General features: G+C 33.8%; 18 protein-coding genes. 8 read left to right on the top strand and 10 right to left on the bottom strand.

What is annotated here, in order from left to right; genetic code table 11:
• Positions 1–105: 105 nt before the first annotated feature.
• A complete protein-coding gene (locus F0000_RS08645; protein ID WP_149624319.1) occupies positions 106–576 on the bottom strand; it encodes a CBS domain-containing protein in 471 nt (156 codons plus the stop codon).
• A gap of 296 nt (positions 577–872) precedes the next feature.
• Between F0000_RS08645 and F0000_RS08640 the strand changes: the two genes are divergently transcribed.
• Positions 873–3245: a M28 family peptidase gene (locus F0000_RS08640; protein WP_149624318.1), complete on the top strand. Its 2373-nt coding sequence runs from the start codon at positions 873–875 to the stop codon at positions 3243–3245.
• Positions 3246–3500: 255 nt separating this feature from the next.
• On the opposite strand, the gene F0000_RS28250 is transcribed toward F0000_RS08640, so the two are convergent.
• The 5 genes from F0000_RS28250 to F0000_RS08620 all read right to left on the bottom strand — a co-directional run bounded on the left by F0000_RS28250 (position 3501) and on the right by F0000_RS08620 (position 8035).
• Positions 3501–3839 carry a M28 family peptidase gene (locus F0000_RS28250; RefSeq protein ID WP_255452679.1) on the bottom strand — a complete coding sequence of 113 codons (339 nt, stop codon included), beginning with the start codon at positions 3837–3839 and terminating at the stop codon, positions 3501–3503.
• 35 nt (positions 3840–3874) lie between these two features.
• Complete coding sequence (locus F0000_RS28245; protein ID WP_255452678.1) at positions 3875–4378, bottom strand: M28 family peptidase; 504 nt, start codon at positions 4376–4378, stop codon at positions 3875–3877.
• Between the two features lie 138 nt (positions 4379–4516).
• Positions 4517–5263 (bottom strand): succinate dehydrogenase/fumarate reductase iron-sulfur subunit, encoded by a 747-nt coding sequence (locus tag F0000_RS08630; protein ID WP_149624317.1) that lies wholly within the window; start codon positions 5261–5263, stop codon positions 4517–4519.
• Positions 5264–5342: 79 nt separating this feature from the next.
• Positions 5343–7358, bottom strand: coding sequence for a fumarate reductase/succinate dehydrogenase flavoprotein subunit (locus tag F0000_RS08625; RefSeq protein ID WP_149624316.1), 2016 nt, complete (start codon positions 7356–7358; stop codon positions 5343–5345).
• 11 nt (positions 7359–7369) lie between these two features.
• Positions 7370–8035, bottom strand: coding sequence for a succinate dehydrogenase cytochrome b subunit (locus F0000_RS08620; protein ID WP_149624315.1), 666 nt, complete (start codon positions 8033–8035; stop codon positions 7370–7372).
• 206 nt (positions 8036–8241) lie between these two features.
• On the opposite strand from F0000_RS08620, the gene F0000_RS08615 reads away from it, so the two are divergent.
• Entirely contained in the window at positions 8242–9387 is a 1146-nt protein-coding gene (locus F0000_RS08615) for a methionine aminotransferase (RefSeq protein WP_149624314.1), read from the top strand.
• A 235-nt stretch (positions 9388–9622) separates the two neighbouring features.
• Here F0000_RS08615 and F0000_RS27665 read toward each other — a convergent pair whose 3' ends face one another.
• Entirely contained in the window at positions 9623–9763 is a 141-nt protein-coding gene (locus F0000_RS27665; protein WP_188112060.1) for a hypothetical protein, read from the bottom strand.
• Between the two features lie 216 nt (positions 9764–9979).
• Positions 9980–11086 (bottom strand): DNA polymerase IV, encoded by a 1107-nt coding sequence (dinB, locus tag F0000_RS08610; protein WP_149624313.1) that lies wholly within the window; start codon positions 11084–11086, stop codon positions 9980–9982.
• Positions 11087–11178: 92 nt separating this feature from the next.
• Between dinB and F0000_RS08605 the strand changes: the two genes are divergently transcribed.
• The 4 genes from F0000_RS08605 to F0000_RS08590 all read left to right on the top strand — a co-directional run bounded on the left by F0000_RS08605 (position 11179) and on the right by F0000_RS08590 (position 13910).
• A complete protein-coding gene (locus tag F0000_RS08605; protein WP_149624312.1) occupies positions 11179–11844 on the top strand; it encodes an NAD-dependent epimerase/dehydratase family protein in 666 nt (221 codons plus the stop codon).
• A 4-nt stretch (positions 11845–11848) separates the two neighbouring features.
• A complete protein-coding gene (locus F0000_RS08600; RefSeq protein ID WP_149624311.1) occupies positions 11849–12373 on the top strand; it encodes a hypothetical protein in 525 nt (174 codons plus the stop codon).
• Positions 12374–12421: 48 nt separating this feature from the next.
• Positions 12422–12877 carry a CYTH domain-containing protein gene (locus tag F0000_RS08595; RefSeq protein ID WP_149624310.1) on the top strand — a complete coding sequence of 152 codons (456 nt, stop codon included), beginning with the start codon at positions 12422–12424 and terminating at the stop codon, positions 12875–12877.
• A 127-nt stretch (positions 12878–13004) separates the two neighbouring features.
• Positions 13005–13910, top strand: coding sequence for a transporter (locus tag F0000_RS08590; RefSeq protein WP_188112059.1), 906 nt, complete (start codon positions 13005–13007; stop codon positions 13908–13910).
• A gap of 114 nt (positions 13911–14024) precedes the next feature.
• Here F0000_RS08590 and pbpC read toward each other — a convergent pair whose 3' ends face one another.
• The gene (gene pbpC / locus F0000_RS08585) at positions 14025–16319 is read right to left on the bottom strand and encodes a penicillin-binding protein 1C (protein WP_149624308.1); all 2295 of its coding nucleotides are present in this window, start codon (positions 16317–16319) and stop codon (positions 14025–14027) included.
• Between the two features lie 420 nt (positions 16320–16739).
• On the opposite strand from pbpC, the gene F0000_RS08580 reads away from it, so the two are divergent.
• Positions 16740–18617: a zinc-dependent metalloprotease gene (locus F0000_RS08580; protein WP_149624307.1), complete on the top strand. Its 1878-nt coding sequence runs from the start codon at positions 16740–16742 to the stop codon at positions 18615–18617.
• Positions 18618–18845: 228 nt separating this feature from the next.
• Here the strand turns inward: F0000_RS08580 and F0000_RS08575 are convergent, their stop codons facing one another.
• Positions 18846–19796, bottom strand: a complete 951-nt coding sequence (locus tag F0000_RS08575) for a ribosome-inactivating family protein (protein WP_149624306.1) — start codon at positions 19794–19796, stop codon at positions 18846–18848.
• 585 nt (positions 19797–20381) lie between these two features.
• Here F0000_RS08575 and F0000_RS08570 point away from each other — a divergent pair.
• Positions 20382–20658 (top strand): FecR domain-containing protein (locus F0000_RS08570; RefSeq protein WP_149624305.1); only part of this gene is annotated, 277 nt, incomplete at its 3' end.

Genomic DNA, 20658 nt, shown 5'->3' with positions numbered 1-20658 from the left:
AAAAATAAGCTACTTATTCGAAAATACCGCCAACACAAGGGAATTTAACAATTAAGTAAAACAATGATTGTCTTTTTGTACTTATTAAAAAACAGGGATAAACGTTTATACAATTCTCCAACGTTGACTATTCATCATAAGTGCCGCTTTCATGACATCTTTTTGACTAATTTGCCCTACTAATTTACCATCTTCAATGATTGGAAAACGTCTTCTTTTTGTTTCTAGAAATTTATTTGCTGCATCAAAAATACTCGCATTACCATCTATAGTATCTACATCTTTAACCATAAACCTTTCTACATTAGCATCATCAATTGGCATATTATAGTAACGACTCTCATTAAGCTGTTTGATACAATCTCCTTCAGAAATAATTCCTAATAATTCATTATTCTTATTAACTACTGGTCCTCCAGAAATTTTATGCCTCACCAATGTCTCCATAACTTCCATAACGGACTGTTCTGGAGTAAATGTGATTAAATCTCTCGTCATGTAATCTGAAACTTTAATTAGCGTGTCATCCTGCTTCTTTACCTTGGTTCTCGCACCCTGAAAACTTATTATTCCCATAATATTATAGTGATTTAGTGATTCTTAAATATAAGTAATTTTAACTACTTAATCAATAGTACTTTAACATTTAGACGAATAAACTTCTATTTCATTACCTTTATTTGAACCAATAAAACATATAAATTTTAGTTATTATCGACAATAATCATAACAATCAAAGCTAAAAAACATGACCCAACATAGGAGCATAATAAAAAAGAAGACCACAAAGTATAACTGTCAAGAATTGGTTTTATCATGCCAAACCTTTCAATAAAAACTTAATTACAAACATTTTAAACAAACCACAACTGATGAAAAAAATTCTTTCAGTTTCTACACTTTTAATACTACTTGTTGCTATTTGGTATGCATTTTATAGTAGCATGCCCCAACAGATTTCTGGTCTTGATACTCCAGATCAGGAATTTTCTACGATGAGAGCCTTAGCACACGTAAAAAACATCGCTAAACAGCCGCACTATCTCGGTAGTTCTGCTCATTCAGAGACAAAAACTTATATTCTGAACGAACTTAAAAAATTAGGATTATCACCAGAAATACAAGAAGGTTTTTCTATTAGTGATAAAGGAAGTATTAGTAAACCACAAAATATTATCGCTAAGATAAAAGGCGGATCAAATGGCAAATCACTTCTTCTGGTTTCTCACTATGACAGTAGCCCTCACTCATCCTATGGAGCAAGTGATGCAGGCAGTGGAGTTGCTACTATTCTAGAAGGAATAAGAGCTTATCTTTCTAAAAAAAAACTTCCTAAGAATGACATCATTATATGTATAACCGATGGTGAAGAATTAGGTCTTAATGGAGCTGATCTATTTGTGTCAGAGCATCCCTGGGCAAAAAATGTAGGTTTAGTTTTGAATTTTGAAGCCAGAGGTAGTGGTGGTAACTCATATATGCTTATGGAAACCAATGGTAAGAATGGCAAAATGATAGAAGAATTTATAAAAGCTGATCCAGAATTTCCTGTAGCCAATTCTCTAGCGTATAGTATTTATAAGTTATTGCCTAACGATACGGATTTAACAGTTTTCAGAAGACATGGGAATAACGAAGGCTATAATTTTGCTTTCATAGACGATCATTTTGATTACCATACTGCTAATGATATCTGGCAAAATCTTGATCTAAATACACTACAACATCAGGGCAGTTATTTAATGCCATTGTTATCTTATTTCTCTGATTCTGATATTTCAAACCTCACATCAAAAGATGACTATATTTATTTTAACATCCCTATTTTTAAAATGATAAAATATCCTTTTTCGTGGATTTATCCATTATTTGGGTTAACAATTTTATTATTTATTGGATTAATTATTTATGGAAAAGCTAGATTTCGTATTAATTTTAGAGAAATCAGAAATGGCTTTTTAGCCTTTATCATTTCTACTACTTCAGCAGGAATTCTAGGCTTTGTACTCTGGAAATTAGTATTAATAATATATCCACAGTTCCATGATATCCTGCATGGGTTTCCGTATAACGGATATTATTACATAGCGGTTACTGTACTTATAGCTATTACGGTATTCTTTATGGTATACAGCCTTTTTGACAACATAAAAGAACTCCCTAGCTTACTTATTACCCCTTTGTTTTTTTGGATTATACTTTGTGGAGCAGCTGCTATATATCTAAAAGGTGCTTCCTATTTTATTATCCCATTGATATTTTGCCTGATATGTTTTTTCGTATTAATTAATCAAAAGAAACCATCTCCATTATTAATGTTGATACTTTGTTTGCCATCCGTTTTTATGATTTCACCTTTTATAGTTTCTTTTCCGGTAGCTTTGGGGTTAAAAATAATATTCGCTTCTTCTATATTAACTGTCCTATTATGCTCATTATTATTACCTGTAGTTGGTTTTTATACTAAAAAAAAGACACTAGGTACTATCACGCTTATTTTGGCTGTCGTATGCCTCATACTATCTCATACACATGCTGATTTTAACAAAGAAAATCCAAAACCTAATAGCCTTGTCTATTTAGTACACAAAGATGATGATAAAGCGTATTGGACATCTTATGACCACACCTTGGACTCATGGACTAAAAACTACCTAAACCCTCTTAAAAATCTTGCTGAGAACTGGAATCAAAACACATTAGAAAGTAAATACAATAAACCGTTTAATTACATTAACGAGGCTCCTATAAAACAAATTAAATCATCAAAGATCGAAACGTCTTTTGATAGCATACAAGGGAATATTAGGATATTAGATATTTGTATAAGGCCTCAACGAACTATTAATCGCATGGATTTTTTTATGGATAAATCTTTTAATTTCAATAGTTTGACAGCAAATGGAATCACTCCTAAAGATATAAAGGATAAAGATGGCAACCTCTCTAATTTTTTTACAAAAAGAAAAGAAAGCCGATTATTGACTTACATCATGAGAGATAACGAACCTTTAGAATTACGTATGCAATTTCATAAAGATTCTATTCCTGAAATTATAATTTATGAATCTTCCTATGATTTATTAGAAAATGATTTATTCTCAATTCCAAAAAGAGATGAAACGATGATTCCCAAACCATTTCTTATTAATGATGCCATTGTGACCAAAAAAACTGTAAAATTGGAATATGTGGAAAAAATCAGTGATTCTATAGTTACAAAACAACCGGAAATAGCAGAATAATACGATTTGTGATTAAAAAATTCGTATAAATTCATTGAATTATTTTTTCTTTATGCAAGGCAAAAAAATCAAGCATAGCTATAGCTACGGTTTATTTTTTAAACGAAGTAGAAAGGAAAAAGAAACGATGAATATGCGAAATTTTTAGTTATAAATTGTATAAGTGTCAAAAAAAAGAAGCTGCCTGCTTTTCAGTATATTCCTGATATACCCATAATCATTTAATCTTTTTCACAACTCCCACATTAAATGATATTATTTTTTATTCCAACTGTCATCAATATCTTTAAAAACTCGAATGATTAGTTCTACAGAATTTTTATAAAATTCTGGAAGTATGTTCTGGAAATCGTCTGTTTCTTTATGATAATCTGGATGATCTTCTTCGCCAAAATAAATAAAAGGAAGTTTTTGTATATGAAACGGTGCATGATCCGAAGCTAAGGTCCAATTTTGTTTACCATCCGATCCGTCGTGCCCTTGTAATAATCTAACTGTAGTTTTGTTCTTAAAGTTATCTAATATTCTTTTTATTTTTTCTGTATACCTTCCTCCCACTGCATACAATTCATTATTTATATTCCTTCCAATCATATCCATGTTGATATTTAATTCAATATTCTCTATACCTACAATGGATGTTTTACAAAATACTTAGACCCTTGTAATCCTGTTTCCTCAGCATCAAATGCTGCTAAAATAACAGAATGCTTGGGCGGTTTTTTAAAAAAATATTCTGCAAACGCAAAAAGAGCACAAACTCCAGAAGCATTGTCATCTGCTCCATTATATATTTTTCCATCCTTAGTCCCCAAATGATCAAAGTGTGCACTGATTACAATATATTTCTCAGGAAAATCAGTTCCTCTAACACCTCCTATCACATTTGTCCCTTGATATTCTTTGCCAATACTCCAAAAACTAAATCCCTGATCATATGTTTTTTGCAACGGAAACACATTAAGTTTTTTAAACTCTTCACTGATATACGTTCTTGCAAGTGTATTCCCTCTTTCTCCTATACCTCTTCCTTCATAAGTGTCTGACGACAATTCTTCTAACCGATTTAGAAGCTCAGTTTTATTGTATAAAGTTTCAGATATTGATTGACTATATATACAGAATGTTTTCAAAAAAATAAAAATTAACATTAATGATATTACCGATTTAAAATTCCTCATTCAAATTAACTTTTTTTTTCATTTTTGAATAATCAAAAAAACTCCAAACCTTAGAAGATCTGGAGCCTTAACACTTATAATATTTTTAGCTTATCCTTTCAGACTTGCTTTTAAATACTCGCGGTTCATACGTGCTATATTCTCCAAAGAAATTCCTTTAGGGCATTCAATTTCACACGCTCCTGTATTTGTACAGTTTCCAAAACCTTCTTCGTCCATCTGATTTACCATTGCCAATACACGATCTGTTGCTTCGATCTGACCTTGCGGCAATAATGCATATTGAGATACTTTTGCTGATGTAAATAACATAGCCGAAGCATTTTTACATGCAGCCACGCAAGCTCCGCAACCTATACAAGTTGCTGCCGCAAACGCATCATCTGCATCATCCTTATTGATAGGAATAGCATTCGCATCGATTGTATTACCAGAGGTATTTACAGAAACATATCCTCCTGCGTGCTGAATTCTATCAAATGAGGTTCTATCGACCATTAAATCCTTAACAACAGGAAATGCTTTTGCCCTAAACGGTTCAATATAGATAGTGTCTCCGTCATTAAATTTACGCATATGTAATTGACAGGTAGTTATTAGCCTATCGGGACCGTGTGGTTCTCCATTAATTTGCAAAGAGCAAGCTCCGCAGATACCTTCTCTGCAATCGTGGTCAAAAACTACAGGTTCCTCTCCTTTTGTAATCAATTCTTCATTTAACACGTCTAACATTTCTAAAAAAGACATGTCTCCCTCAACTCCGGATATTGGATAATCTACTATCTTTCCCTGTGATTTAGCATCTTTCTGACGCCATATTTTTAGTGTAAGATTCATATATTTTAGTTTTTGGTTGTCAGTTGTCGGTTGTTAGTTTCAAAATAAATTCTATAAGCTAACAACTATCAACCATCAACTATTTGTAACTACGCGTTTTTAATTCAATATTTTCGAAAATCAAATCTTCTTTATGAAGCACAGCGTCTTTGGGCTCTCCTTTATATTCCCATGCAGAAACATATTTAAAGTTTTTATCATCCCGCAATGCTTCTCCTTTTTGTTCTCCTGATTGTTCTACAGATTCTTCTCTAAAATGACCTCCGCAAGATTCGTTACGATCCAAAGCATCCTTGGCAAATAGCTCTCCTAATTCCAGAAAATCTGCTACTCTACCGGCTTTTTCTAACTCGGGGTTCATACTATCGGTAGTTCCCGGGACTTTTACATTTTTCCAGAAATCCTTTCTTAAAGCAGCAATCTCTTCAATCGCCTCTTTTAAATCCTTCTCATTTCGGGACATTCCACACTTATTCCACATGATCTTACCTAATTTCTTATGATAATAATCTACAGAATGTTCTCCCGATCCACTCATTAATTTCCCGATACGATCCTTAACATCTTTTTCTGCCTGATCAAACTCTGGAGTATCTGTCGGTATTTTCCCTGTACGTATATCGTGAGATAAATAATCTCCTATCGTATATGGTAACACAAAATACCCATCCGCTAATCCTTGCATTAGTGCAGAAGCTCCTAATCTATTTGCTCCGTGATCAGAGAAATTAGCCTCTCCGGCAGCATAACATCCTGGCACTGTTGTTTGCAAATTATAATCAACCCATAAACCACCCATCGTATAATGAACAGCTGGATAAATCATCATAGGGGTTTTATAAGGATTCTCATCTACAATCTTCTCATACATCTGAAAAAGGTTTCCATATTTGTCTTCAATAACTTTCTCTCCTAATTCTAATATTTGCTTCGGAGTAGGATTATGAATCCCACTGGTCAAGGCCTTTTCTTTTCCATATCTTTGTATTGCAGCAGCAAAATCAAGATACACTGCTTCTCCCGTTTTATTCACTCCAAAACCAGCATCACAACGTTCCTTTGCAGCTCTTGATGCTACATCACGAGGAACCAGGTTACCAAATGCAGGATAACGGCGTTCCAAATAATAATCTCTTTCTTCCTCGGTTAACTTTGTAGGTTTTAACTTCCCTGTTCTAATTGCTTCAGCATCTTCCTTCTTTTTTGGCACCCAAATACGTCCATCATTACGCAATGATTCTGACATCAATGTCAATTTAGACTGATGATCCCCGGAAACAGGAATACAGGTTGGATGAATTTGTGTATAACAAGGGTTTGCAAAAAAAGCACCTCTTCTATGTGCTCTCCAGGCAGAAGTTACATTACTTCCCATGGCATTAGTACTTAAAAAGAAAACATTTCCATATCCTCCAGTTGCCAATACCACTGCATGTGCAGAATGACGTTCAATTTCTCCAGTAACCAGATCTCTGGCAATAATCCCTCTTGCTTTACCCTCTACTTTTACCAGATCCAGCATCTCGTGACGATTAAAAGCCTTTATCTTTCCTCTATTAATCTGACGATTCATTGCGGAGTACGCTCCAAGTAATAATTGCTGTCCGGTTTGCCCTTTAGCATAAAAAGTTCGGGATACCAAAACTCCACCAAACGAGCGATTATCTAATAACCCCCCGTACTCACGAGCAAAAGGAACTCCTTGTGCTACACACTGATCTATAATATTTCCTGAAACTTCTGCTAATCTATAAACGTTTGCTTCACGAGAGCGATAATCTCCTCCTTTTACAGTATCATAAAAAAGACGATAATTAGAATCGCCATCTCCCTGGTAGTTTTTTGCAGCATTAATTCCTCCCTGCGCTGCAATAGAATGTGCACGACGCGGAGAATCCTGATAACAAAATGTCTTTACATTATATCCAAGCTCTGCCAAGGTTGCGGCAGCACTTCCTCCTGCTAATCCAGTACCAACTACAATAATATCAATATTTCGTTTGTTAGCCGGATTCACCAGGTTAATAGTATTTTTATGTTTCGTCCACTTATCTGCCAGTGGCCCTTCTGGTATTTTAGAATCTAAAATTGACATAATTAGTGGTTTTAGTGATTATGATTAAGATGTAAAACGATTGCAACAATAATAAATCCTAAAGGAATTACAATTGAAAACGCTTTTGCAAACTTCGTAGCACCGACAGAAAACTTATTATTAAATCCTACTGACTGGAATGAAGATGCAAATCCATGCCATAAATGTAATGCTAAAAAAGCAAATGAAACTACATACAATCCTGTACGTACAGGACTTACAAACTTATGTAATAATTCTGGGTAATAACGAGTTGGGTCTTCTGGAGCGAACTCTATATACTTATGTACCACTTCCGGAATCCAAAAGTCATAAAAATGTAATCCTAAAAAGGCCAAAATCACAATTCCAGAGAGAATCATATTTCTAGATACCCAAGAAGCATTTGCGCCTCCATTAAATTTAGCATACTTTACTGTTCTCGCATTCCTGTTTTTTAGTTCTAAAATAAAACCCATTATAAAATGAAATACTACTCCAAAAATTAATACGGGTTGCAAGGCAAACTGCACAACCGGATTAGTCCCCATAAAATGAGATAATTCGTTAAATATATCAGGACTAAAAAGAGAAGTGAAATTAATGGTAAAATGTTGTAATAAGAAGAATACTAAGAAAAGTCCAGAAAGTGCCATCGCAACTTTTCTAGCTATTGAAGATTTTATCAATCCGCCCATTATTTAAAATGTTTAAAATTTTGAAAAACAAAAATAAGCTTCAAACTTGTTTTTAACAAGGTTTTGACTTCTTTATACAGTATTTATAATGAATTAAAATAGATATCTCAATTTGTTGATCATTCCTGATTAAATTGCTTGAAATACGACCTCAAGTTTAAACAAAAAGCAATGTCTCCTTTTTATAATTATATTAATTTTACACAATGCACTATATAAAGTCTAAACTTCCAGAGGTATCTACGACCATATTTACTGTAATGAGTAAACTAGCCACAAAACAACAGGCTATTAATTTATCACAGGGTTTTCCTGATTTTGAAACCGATAACAGATTAGTTGATTTGGTTTCTTCAGCTATGCAAAAAGGGTATAATCAATATGCTCCAATGCCTGGATCGTTCTCTTTACGAGAAATTATTTCAGAAAAAACAAATTCATTATATGCCCATGACTATCATCCAGAAACAGAAGTTACTATTACCTCTGGTGCTACTCAGGCAATTTTTACAATTATTGCTACTTTTATATCTACTGGAGATGAGGTCATTGTGTTTAAACCGGCTTATGATTCTTACGAGCCTTCTGTAAAACTATTTGGAGGAACAGTCGTTCCGATTCAATTGTTATCACCTGATTTTGCAATCGACTGGCGGGAAGTTGCCAGTAAAATAACTTCCAGAACCAAAATGCTAATCATCAATACTCCGCATAATCCCAGCGGCTCTGTCCTATCAAAAAATGATCTATTGCAATTGGAAAAATTACTATACAATACAAACATTCTTCTGTTAAGTGATGAGGTGTATGAACATATTATTTTTGACAGACAAGAACATCAGAGCATTGCCAGGTTTCCCGGACTGGCAGAAAGAGCTTTTATCACTGCTTCATTCGGAAAAAATTTTCATACAACCGGTTGGAAAATGGGGTATTGCCTTGCTCCAAAAAAATTAATGTCAGAATTCAGAAAAGTACATCAGTTTAATGTTTTCTGCAGTAATCACCCAATACAATTTGCACTTGCTACTTACTTAAAAACGCCTGAACATTATCTTGCTTTGCCAAATTTTTATCAGAAAAAGAGAGATTTATTTTTAACGTTCATCAAAGATTCCAGGTTTACATATAAACCCGCTGCAGGAACCTACTTTCAATTATTAGACTACACTAGAATTACTGATGAAGATGATGTGTCTTTTGCCAAAAGACTGACTAAAGAATATAAAATAGCGTCAATACCTATTTCTGTTTTTAATCTGAATAATCGAGATGATAAGGTACTACGATTTTGTTTCGCAAAAACAGAAGATACATTAAAACGAGCTGGAGAGATATTGTGTGATATATAAATCGCAATGATTGAAATTCGCATAGCACATGAAACCACATGTTTTTAGCATTGAATTTTTATCTATTACCCAGTGATTATCGTATTCGCTAAAAATAAATAATCTCAGATATATCAGCTGCTGCTGCTTCATTGATATCACTTCCTACCTGTGTCCAAACTCCCGCTTCATTCCTAATATACTTGTACGTAACCAGAGCTCAATCTATTATCACTATTGCTAGGTGCTCCAATAGCTACGATAGCACCATCGGCAGAGAACTTACGCAACTTCCTGCAGCATTTCTTATCAGACCATTTTCTCCATCAATATCATCTCCTATTTGAACCTGAGCAGCTATAATAACGGAGTATAAAATAAGTAGTAGTATTTTCATGTTTAATGAGTTTTATTGTTTCTGGTTAGTGTCTCAATCTGGTTAAATGTTACCTGATAATTTACTCGATAATCGAGGTTTAAATGCTCCGAGGCTTGCCTCGAAATCAAAATGTTTTTTCAATAAATGCCTCGTGGCTTGCCCCGAGGTAGTTTACTTTTTTAATAAGTATCACCACAAAGCAAAGAAATTTCAGTGGACATCCAATTTACAGGTCTAAAAATCAAACCTCAATTGGATAATCTCTACTTCTTCATTTACTTTCTTTTTTTGATCCTTCTTGCTCGTATTCAGATTAGAGAGTGATATACCGAGTAAACGAACCGAGTTTTTCATTTTCTCCTGGTATAATAATTCTTTTGCCGTTTCCACAAGTATGGCGGCATCACTTATATAATACGGTAACGTCTTGCTCCGGGTCTTGAGGGTAAAATCACTATATTTAATCTTTAGCGTAATGGTTCTTCCTGATACCTTACTTCTTTTTAAGCGTTTTTGTAGCTCTTCTGCAATATTTTCTAATCGTTCCAACATATATATTTCTGAAGAAATATTCTCACTAAAGGTTCTTTCTGCCGCCAGTGATTTTCGTTCCCGGTTTGGTTTTACTTCACTCACATGGATTCCTCTAACAATTCGATAATAATGATTTCCAGATTTACCAAAATGCTGTGTTAGAAACTCCTCAGATTTTTCTTTTAGGTCTTTTCCGGTATAAATCCCCATCTGATACATTTTCGCCTGGGTTACTTTACCTACTCCATAAAACTTTTTGACATCCAACTTTTCTAAAAACTCAATTACCTCCTCCGGGTTTACAGTTTTCTGTCCGTTAGGTTTATTATAATCACTTGCAATTTTTGCTACAAACTTATTGATTGATATTCCCGCAGAAGCTGTAATCCCAACCTCGTCCATAATGCGTTGTCTGATTTCTTTTGCGATTAGGGAAGCACTGGGATTTCCTTTTTTATTTTTTGTTACATCAAGATATGCTTCATCCAGTGATAAGGGTTCGACCAAATCTGTGTAGTCAAAGAATATCGCGCGTATCTGCGATGAAATCTCCTGATATCGATCAAATCTGGGGCGTACAAAAGTTAAATCAGGACATAATCGTCTTGCTGTAAAACCTGGCATTGCTGAACGAACACCAAATTTACGAGCCTCATAACTAGCCGCACTCACCACACCACGTTTTCCTCCACCACCAACAGCTAGTGGTATTCCTCTTAATTCTGGATAATCCATCTGTTCTACAGAAGCATAAAATGCATCCATATCAACATGAATAATCTTTCTATGTGGTATTTGCTCTTCCAAAAAAATAATCTATATCAATTACAAATTTATAGCTTCTTTGATTAAAGTAATCATGCTCTTTAGCTACCTTTACAAAAATAACGAAATGTAAGGTGCCTAAAACAGCTATCGTACTTGGCGGAACAGGATTAACAGGAAGTATACTTATCAAAAGACTTCATCTGGATAATCGCTATGATAGAATCAAGCTGTTCTCCAGAAAAAGTATTGCATATTCTAGTCCAAAAATAGAAGAATATTTGGTTGATATGCTTCAATTAGAAAATATTGCTTTAGATTTTACTGGTGATGAAGTATATTGCTGTATAGGGACGACCAATGCAAAAACCCCTGACAAAGAATTATATCATACAATAGATTATGGGATACCTGTTGCCACTGCTAAACTCTGCAACCAACAAGGTATTAAGACGTTTATTGTAATCTCTGCTTTGGGAGCTGATTCTAAAAGCAAGCTATTTTATAATCGTACCAAAGGTAAAATGGAAGAAGCTGTTTTAGCTATAGAAATTCCCAAAACTCATATTCTGCAACCCTCATTAATCAGCGGAAAAAGAGGTGAAAAAAGAATAGGGGAATACATATTCAAACAACTGATGAAAGTTGTTAACCCACTATTGATAGGATCATTTAAAAAATATCGTTCCATCCATCCTGAGGCAATTGCTTATACCATGATATGGTTAGCTAATAATACGTTTGCTAAAAAAAGAATTCTTTCTGATGAAATCAAAGAAATTTCGGAGAAACACAAATAAGTTTATGAGAAACCTTCTACTTCTGTTTATTTTGTTTTTTGGTTCTTGTTCTTCTGATAAAAAACTAAAAAAACCAACGACAGAAAAACTAAAAGAAAAGACAGTCGAAATTTCTGAATCAACAATTAATAACCAGAAAGATCCAGAAAAGGAGCTGGATAAATTATATGAAAGAGTCTTTATTGCAAAATCAGAAGGTGGTACTGATGATTTTTTTCAGAAATTATCCTTCCTTAAAACTTCAAAAAACGAAATTGATTATCATTTAATATATAGCAACCAATTATGTGATGGAGAATGTACAGGAAAAGCAATCTTAAAAAATGATAAGGCACTATCAGAAATTCATAAATATCCAGAAGGAGACTATACATTTTCATATTTTCAATTCGAAGATCAAAAAAATACTTTTACTATAATTATCAAACTACAAGCTTCAGATCAAAACGAAGCACAGGTCGAATTTTCATTTAACCAAAATAATGAGGATTGCGATCCTTATAACACTACTATGCTAGCCATTAAGTAAAAACAATCAAAAGAATAGTATACTAACTAAAATACAGAAAAAGTATTCATGATAGAAATAGAACGTAAATTTCTGGTGACCTCGACTAATTTTAAGCAAGATGCTCAAAAAAAAACTCATATTATCCAGGGGTATTTAAATGCTGACCCTGAGCGCACTGTAAGAATTCGTATTAAAGACGACAAAGGATTTATTACAATCAAAGGAAAAAGTAATGCTTCGGGAACTTCTCGATACGAATGGGAAAAAGAGATTGACCTTACTGAAAGCAAGGAACTTATAAAACTCTGTGAAAAAGGAATTATTGAAAAAATAAGGTATAACATCCCTCTCGGAAATCACGTATATGAAGTAGATGAATTTCTTGGAGAAAACCAAGGATTAATTGTTGCAGAGATTGAACTTTCTGAAGAAAACGAAACTTTTTTAAAACCTTCCTGGTTAGGAAAGGAAGTTACAGGAGATAAACGGTATTACAATTCTCATTTATCAGGAAATTTTTAAAAAAATTGGTAAAAAAAATAGCTTATTTATAACGATATTTTATTTAACAGATTTATAACATTCTTATTAAGAAATGAAAGGGAGTATCCTGCGTCTAAGCAGACTTATTAACTTTATTAAAAATAAAATGTTACACAAATCGAAAAAAAGCCTCATAGGGGCAGTACTGCTATTATTGATATCCCCATCCGTAATGGCGCAGACAGAAGTAAGTGGATTTTATCCACAGAAAAATGAGCTTACCATTGCACCTAGCTATTCCTATAAGAGTTATGATAAATTCTATATAGGAACAGAACTTAATGATGGAAATCCGGCTGGATTAGGTTCTATAAGTTCCTCTATCATAAATTTGTTTGGAGAATATGGTATTACGAACTGGCTTTCTGCATCCATTAATTTACCATATATTTATATAGAAAGCGAAACGGGAGCACCGGATCCTGTATTAGGTGAATCTTCTACAAGCGGATTACAGGATCTCAGCCTATTTGTCAAAGGAAAAATAGCAGGAACAAAAGTCAGCAACCTTGGAAACCTAGAAGTGGGTGCCGCTTTAGGAGCAAGTATTCCAATTGGTGATTATGAAGGAGAAGGAGTCCTTTCTTTAGGCAATAATGCGAATGCTTATAACCTTAATCTATTAGCACAATTTACATCATCTATCAATGTATTCACAGAATTACAAGCTGGCTACAGTCTTAAAGAAAGTAGTGAACATGCTGTTCCAAATGCCATGGTATATGGAGCCAAAGTAGGGTATTTTAATCGTTATTTTTATGTTCATGCACAGTTAGCCATACAGGATTCTATGGATGGTTTGGATATAGGAACTCCAGAATTTGCAGCTGCAGGTGGACCCGCGGCCTTACCTCAAACCGAAGTAGATTTTACTAATATAAACTTTAATTTGTATGTTCCTGTGTACAAAAACAGTATCGGCGTATCTACGGCATACAATCAAAATCTAGATGGACGTAATTTTAGTAAAGAATCTTCATTTTCTTTAGGATTAGTATATAAGCCTCTATAGATTAGCTTATATTCCAAAAATGAAATCCCATTAAAACTAATAGGTAAGTTTTAATGGGATTTTTACATATCAGCTATGTGATTTATTGGGCAAAAATCATATCCAGATAAAAGTTTACTCTTTAATTTCTATCCTTCTCTTCAATTCATTCCCTTTTTCATCTATAACAGTAATCGTATATTTTCCCGGCCTTGGCAGTATTGGCATTTCGTGAAACTGCTTTGTCACTCCTATAAATTGATCATCAATATACCAAAAAACACGTGTCTCAGGTTTAGTATGCGCAATTTTTAATACTAGCTCATTAGGAGTACCATCAAATCCTTTTGGCAGATATACACTGGTATTTCCTTTCGGAAATATAAAATCCATATGCTCTAGAGATTCGGGTGTACAATCCGATCTATAGGAGGGTAAAGATCTATAATCTGCATTCTGAGTTTTAAAATAGTATTCCTGCAATGGAGGTAACACAAACCACGATTCATGAATCATAGTATCCGAAGGCTCACAAGAAGAATTAACTCGGTATTGTCTGGTAGCATCTAAATGGGCTATTTGATGATATGGGCAAGGTTTAGTTGTAGCTCCCTTAATAGGAATATACATCTCTTTTTCGGGACATTCTTTATTCGCCAAAAAACCACTTTTTGAGCATACGGTAACTTTTAATAAATCATCATATGGCATAGAAAACCAGTTAGAATCCGGCAACAGGTTAAACACATCAAATAATACCGGTGCCGCGGCATGTAACCCAGTAAGTTCTGGTCTTCCCTCGCCATCGGCATTTCCTATCCAGACACCTACTACATAATCTTTGCTTGTCCCAATAGCCCAGGCATCTCTGTTTCCAAAACTGGTTCCGGTCTTCCAGGCAACTTCTTTGGACGAATCGTAGAATTCCCACGCTTCATTTCCTTCCGGCCGATTTACTTTTTTTAAGGCCTCAAAAGTCATCCATATACTACCTGCTCCAAAGCTTGGTTTTTGTTTTACTTTTTTTCCAAAACCAACCTTCTTTTTAGTCAAAACTATAGGTTCTACAAATTCATTATCAAAATATTCACTAGAGGTATCTTGATAGTGATTTAATATTCCGGCAAGCCCAGCATATGTTTTACATAAGTCCCAAAGACTACCTTCTGCACCACCAACAATCAAGGACAAGCCATAATGATCAGCACTATAAGTCAGATCTTTTATGGTAAACACATTAAGTTCATCTCTGAACCTTTGTAGCCCATATTGTTGTAATAATCGTACTGCAGGAATATTTAGTGAACGTGACAAGGCGCGACTTGCCGGAACAGCTCCACTATAGGTCTCATCATAATTAGTAGGAATATATCCGGCAATTACAGTAGGAATATCAGCAACGAGTTGTTCTGGTAACAACTCTCCTTTATCCATCATTGCTGCATATAACAATGGTTTTAAGGTACTACCAGTGCTTCTTGCAGCCTGAACGATATCTACATCTTTTTGATGCGCCTTATCCGTTGGCGTATTCCCAACATAACTCAGAACCTCTCTAGTGTGAACATCCAATACCAAAACAGACATATTATAGACTTCGTTTTGTTGTAATACTTCGTAATGATTTTTTACTAACTGATTGACTTGTTTTTGTAGCGATGTATTAATTGTAGTCTGCAATCTTTTTCCAGTATGCTTTTTTGCCAGTAAATCCAATACATGGGGTGCTATCCTGGGAAGTTGATATGGTTTTTGAGGTAATGGCTCGCTAATTGATAATTCATATGCCAATGAATCCAGGACGCCTTCATTCAATAATAATCTAAGTAGTCTATTCCTTTTTTTTAATAATTTTTTTTGATTTTTCCCTGGATAAATTATAGACGGAGCATTAGGCAAAACAGCCAAGGTAGCGCTCTCTGACCAAGATAGTTGGTGGGCTGACACCCCAAAATATCGCCATGCGGCCATATCGATACCTACAACATTTCCTCCAAATGGCGCATAGGATGCATATAATTTTAGAATATCTTCTTTTGAATACCCAAATTCTAATCGAGTCGCTAGAATTAATTCAACTAATTTTTCAAAATATGTCCTCTTTTTCCCTTTTCTTGCCAATCTAATTACTTGTTGTGTTATCGTGCTTCCTCCACGAATCACCTTTCCCGCTTTGATATTATCACTTATAGCTTGAATCATAGCAATTGGATTAAAGCCAAAATGTCTGTAAAATTGCTGATCTTCAAATTTTAGAATACAATGCTTAAACTTTGCTGGAATACTATCCGTTTCCGGAAATCTCCATTGACCATCTTTCGCAATTTTTGCTCCTAATAATACTCCATTTTTAGAGGTTATTATAGTAGCTGTGGGATCATTGAATAATTGTTTTGGTACTGAGAAATAGTACCAAAGTAACAGCAACATCAAAATGACGAAATGTATTGGTCTCCTTTTTATATAATTTTTGAATCTGGACAATGAAGTGATGTAAGCTTTTTTCAATTCGCTATAAAAATATTCTTTCTTATTATAATTGTAAAAAAATAGAAGACTCTAAATTTACTAATAAAAGACAACACTTTTTTAGTATTCACTATTTAGTTAAAATTAGATAAAAAAAAACTAAAATTATTATCATTTCTGAGGTCTTTGATTCTAAAATATCGCAAACTGATATTTTTATTCAGTATAAAAAAAACAACTACCAAACTAGGCGATATTTCCCCATTTTTTATGTTCATTTGCACAAAATAAACACTAAACTCATTGAAGAATTTTTTTTTCTTTACATATGACTGACCATCAGTAATTAAAGGATTTTCTTCAATTTTAAACCCAAAAACTATGAAACGTATTACTACGATTCTCATCGTCTTCTTAATGACGATTTATGCCACACAAGCTCAAGCAATTCAGCCCGCACAAGAAGTCCAATCAGCAAAATCTTCTGGTATTGCTTTTAAAGAAATAAATCTTTTTGAAGCTGTAAATCTGAAAAGCTCTGAAAATCAAATCCCAAAAGAATTTAAGGAATATACTATATTTTCTATTCAACAAGAAAAAATGGCTTCTTTAAAATCTGATGCTCCAAAAACTATGAGTCTGCAGATACCTGGAAAAAAATCTTTGATATCTTTAGAATTAGTAAAAGTAGATATTACTACAGATGATTTTACGATTGTCGAAATGCCTGCAGGAAAAACTATTGTTCCGTCTAAAACTATATCTCATTATAGAGGTATTATAAAAGGAAATCCAAAATCAATAGCTGCTATTAGTATTTTTGATAACGAAGTATCTGGTCTTATTAGTATAGAAGATGACCCTAACAATCTAGTACTTGCCAAATTAGAGAACAGCAAAAATCACATCCTATATGAAGATAAGGATATTACTCATCTTGATGATTTTGTTTGCCAAACACCAGACACCGGTATTGAGCACAAACAAGAACTATCTGATACTAGCATCCCTGCAAAAAATCAAGTAAAATGTCCTGAAATACTTTTTGATATTGGTAATGATATTGTACGTGATAAAGGAGGTGCACAACAGGCATCTAACTATATTCAATCATTATTCAATCAGGTAGCTATTTTATATGCTAATGAAAATGTAAAAATTAAACTATCTGGTTTAAATGCATGGACCTCTGCTACTCCTTTTAGGGGGCTTGAAGATTATCGAAATTATCGAAATAGAAATGCTTTTAATGGTGACTTAGGACATTTTGTAACATATAACTTTTCTGGTGGTGTTGCCTGGGTTAATGCATTATGTGGATCTTACAAATATGCTGTATCTGGTATTGCCAGAAGCTTTAGTAATGTCCCAAGATATTCCTGGTCTGTATCTGTAGTTGCTCACGAATTAGGACATAATTTTGGTTCGCAACACACTCATTCTTGTTCATGGAACGGAAATAGCACTGCGATAGACGGTTGTTATAGAACAGAAGGAGGTTGTGGGAGACCTGGACTACCTTCTGGCGGTGGTACTATTATGAGTTATTGTCATCTTACTAATGTTGGTATCGATTTTAATAAAGGATTTGGAACTCAACCAGGAAATATTATACGTCGTACCATAAATGGAGCAAGATGTGTATCTACCTGTGATGACGGCAATACTGGCGGCGGTGGAGGACCCGGTACTGATGAAGTAAATTGTAACGGAATACCTTTCTATTCTAATAATCTTACCTACCCTGTTGGATATCTGGTTGTTTTTGAAGGTCACTTGTTTAGACGTACAAGCAATGACTGGGAACAATTGGGCGTTTGTAACTCCGGACCTTGCGTAGGTGTAGCCCAATGGGTAGAAGGTTTAAACTATAATATAGGAGCACGTGTAGTTAATGATGGAAGTCTTTTTGAGCGTATAAGTACTGGATGGAGAGAAATTAGTTCTTGTGAAACATCAACTTCAGGACAACTTGCAGCAAGTATTGCTCCACCAATTAACTCTACTGGTTTTATTTACTACCCTAATCCTGTTAACGACATACTAACCGTAGAAACTAACAATATAACGGATGGATCAGCTACCTTATATATCAAGGATATTAAAGGAAACATGCTGCAAAGTGTAAAACTGGATGACACAACTCCCAATAAAAATAGTACGACAACTCTCGATATGAGTATGCTTTCTAGAGGAATGTATTTTATCCAGATGGTGAGTGCCAAAAAAATAATAACTCAAAAGATTTTCAAACAATAAATAAAATATTTTAGTTAACACTCCTGGTCAAAGTGTAATTCTAAAACTCATAATACAGGGGTTCTTTTTAATAAAAAAAGCCCCTGTATTTATTTAGTAGATTAACTGGTAACACAAAGGATTTCCTAAGAATAAAAAAGCATTTTAGAGTAAAATTTTTATAGAAGAATACATCTTTTTTTACAAGTATTCTCTTGGTAATCAATTTCCTTACACATATAACACAAATTAATGATGCCTAGGTCGACAACAAGTAGGTCTTAAAGCAATTCCCAGAACCCGACCAAATATTTGAAGGCTGTTAAAAGTAAATTGACCTACTCGAATCGTTGCGGTATTTGGATTTCTTAATCTATCTCTCAAATTTCGAGAGATTCTACCCCAATTATTTGTAAGGGTCTCCAAATTACCCCCTAATTGTTCACCTCCTTCACTTCTCCGAACGTTACGTATCACATAATCACTAATAGCATGAAATCTAGCTCCTTCTGAAAAAGCTATGGCTGCATTCATAATGATATAAGCTCGCTCACTAGGAGACTGACTATTAGCAAAAAAAGAGCCTGCTCTTATTCCATCGTCTGAACCTGCTAAACTTCTCATATTCCTAATATTAATATTAGATCTAGCTCTGGTATTTCTTGCTGCAGCTTGAAGAGCTCCATACTCTCCAGAAAATGGTAAGTTAAATATCCGATTCCCAGCCTCACCAGGACTATAAGAACCTTCGAATACAGTCTGATCACCACTAGTTCTTAGTCTGCTATAAGAATACTGATTAGTACGCCCTATATAGCCTACGCCTATCAGGTACATATTCGCTGTAGAAAAATAATAATCTGTATATACATTGTTGCCATTGCCTACTCGAATTCTATAGACATCATTTGATGGGGCTCTCATTTCACGAACTCTATTAATAATCACACGATTATTATCCATTAAATTTCTTATTTGAAAAATTAGTTTTCTATAATTTCTAGCTACAACATTACTATTTGCGCTTACATTTAAAAAAAAACGTGCAATTATCCGAGGTGGTGCTTTCAATTGTACCTCCTCCAAGTCCATTGCACCAGTAGTTTCTTTATCTGTATTTATGTTTGTACGCTCTTCTTTTTCGCAAGATGATAACCATACTATAAATAGTAGTAAATAAATGGTTTTTAAAAATTTCATTTTAGTAAATTTTGATCATTTATATGAATAAACTGAGTATTATTAATTCATAGCAAAAATATATTGGTAAGAATGCTACACCAAGACAAAGTGTTCACAAAGTGGAGCAAAAAATAATTCTAATACTAAAAAAAAACTGAATTTCAGCATATTAATTTCTTTTTTAGATATTCTAAAAGTGGATAGTAGTTAGGTCTATTATTCACATTTCTTGTAATACTCTAACATAGATGCACTCACTTTGTTTCTGTATTAATATTTAAAGCTATTATTTCAAAAAAAGTAATGAAACAGACTTTACTCAAAAATTAATCCCATTATTTTTTAGGGTTTTACCTTCTTAAACTGTTTAATGAGTAGTGAATTGTGTGAAAATTATATTCTTGAAACCAACTTTACAGAGCAAAAAAACTATAATTTTTAAAAGAAATATTTAATACCATAAGATTATTGATCAAATTACGGATGACAATTATTTGATATAACTGAAACTTTATAGGTATGTTCTGTATTGAATTCTCACATATTTGGAGTCAAGACAAAGATTAACTGTACAAATGTCTGTTTTCAAAATAGGTACGTTCTATGAGGATTAATAAAGTTATCGGTATCTTGTTTATAATCATTTTTTGGAATTCTAAAATATGCGCGCAAGAAAAATCTATCGCAGCGTATCAGGATACATCTTTGGATAAGGTTTTGAATTCTCTCGAAGACATTTATAACGTTAAATTTTCGTTTAATACCAAAATAATAAAAGGTAAAAGTATAAAAATTGCAGGGGCATTAGCTCTACAAGAAATCTTGCAGAAAATACAAGCTCAGACGACACTATTTTTTGAAAAAATAAACAACAGATATT

This window comes from Aquimarina sp. RZ0 (genome assembly GCF_008370685.1).
Classification (GTDB): Bacteria; Bacteroidota; Bacteroidia; order Flavobacteriales; family Flavobacteriaceae; genus Aquimarina.
The sequence above is the reverse complement of the archived record's forward strand: the minus strand, read 5'-3'. Positions and strand labels throughout refer to the sequence as shown.

What these genes read in the sequence shown, in the direction of transcription:
- F0000_RS08645 (WP_149624319.1), bottom strand. Translation starts at nt 576, where the DNA reads ATGGGAATAATAAGTTTTCAGGGTGCGAGAACCAAGGTAAAGAAGCAG.
- F0000_RS08640 (WP_149624318.1), top strand. Translation starts at nt 873, where the DNA reads ATGAAAAAAATTCTTTCAGTTTCTACACTTTTAATACTACTTGTTGCT.
- F0000_RS28250 (WP_255452679.1), bottom strand. Translation starts at nt 3,839, where the DNA reads ATGATTGGAAGGAATATAAATAATGAATTGTATGCAGTGGGAGGAAGG.
- F0000_RS08630 (WP_149624317.1), bottom strand. Translation starts at nt 5,263, where the DNA reads ATGAATCTTACACTAAAAATATGGCGTCAGAAAGATGCTAAATCACAG.
- F0000_RS08625 (WP_149624316.1), bottom strand. Translation starts at nt 7,358, where the DNA reads ATGTCAATTTTAGATTCTAAAATACCAGAAGGGCCACTGGCAGATAAG.
- F0000_RS08620 (WP_149624315.1), bottom strand. Translation starts at nt 8,035, where the DNA reads ATGGGCGGATTGATAAAATCTTCAATAGCTAGAAAAGTTGCGATGGCA.
- F0000_RS08615 (WP_149624314.1), top strand. Translation starts at nt 8,242, where the DNA reads ATGCACTATATAAAGTCTAAACTTCCAGAGGTATCTACGACCATATTT.
- F0000_RS27665 (WP_188112060.1), bottom strand. Translation starts at nt 9,763, where the DNA reads ATGAAAATACTACTACTTATTTTATACTCCGTTATTATAGCTGCTCAG.
- F0000_RS08600 (WP_149624311.1), top strand. Translation starts at nt 11,849, where the DNA reads ATGAGAAACCTTCTACTTCTGTTTATTTTGTTTTTTGGTTCTTGTTCT.
- F0000_RS08595 (WP_149624310.1), top strand. Translation starts at nt 12,422, where the DNA reads ATGATAGAAATAGAACGTAAATTTCTGGTGACCTCGACTAATTTTAAG.
- F0000_RS08590 (WP_188112059.1), top strand. Translation starts at nt 13,005, where the DNA reads ATGTTACACAAATCGAAAAAAAGCCTCATAGGGGCAGTACTGCTATTA.
- pbpC (WP_149624308.1), bottom strand. Translation starts at nt 16,319, where the DNA reads ATGTTGCTGTTACTTTGGTACTATTTCTCAGTACCAAAACAATTATTC.
- F0000_RS08580 (WP_149624307.1), top strand. Translation starts at nt 16,740, where the DNA reads ATGAAACGTATTACTACGATTCTCATCGTCTTCTTAATGACGATTTAT.
- F0000_RS08575 (WP_149624306.1), bottom strand. Translation starts at nt 19,796, where the DNA reads ATGAAATTTTTAAAAACCATTTATTTACTACTATTTATAGTATGGTTA.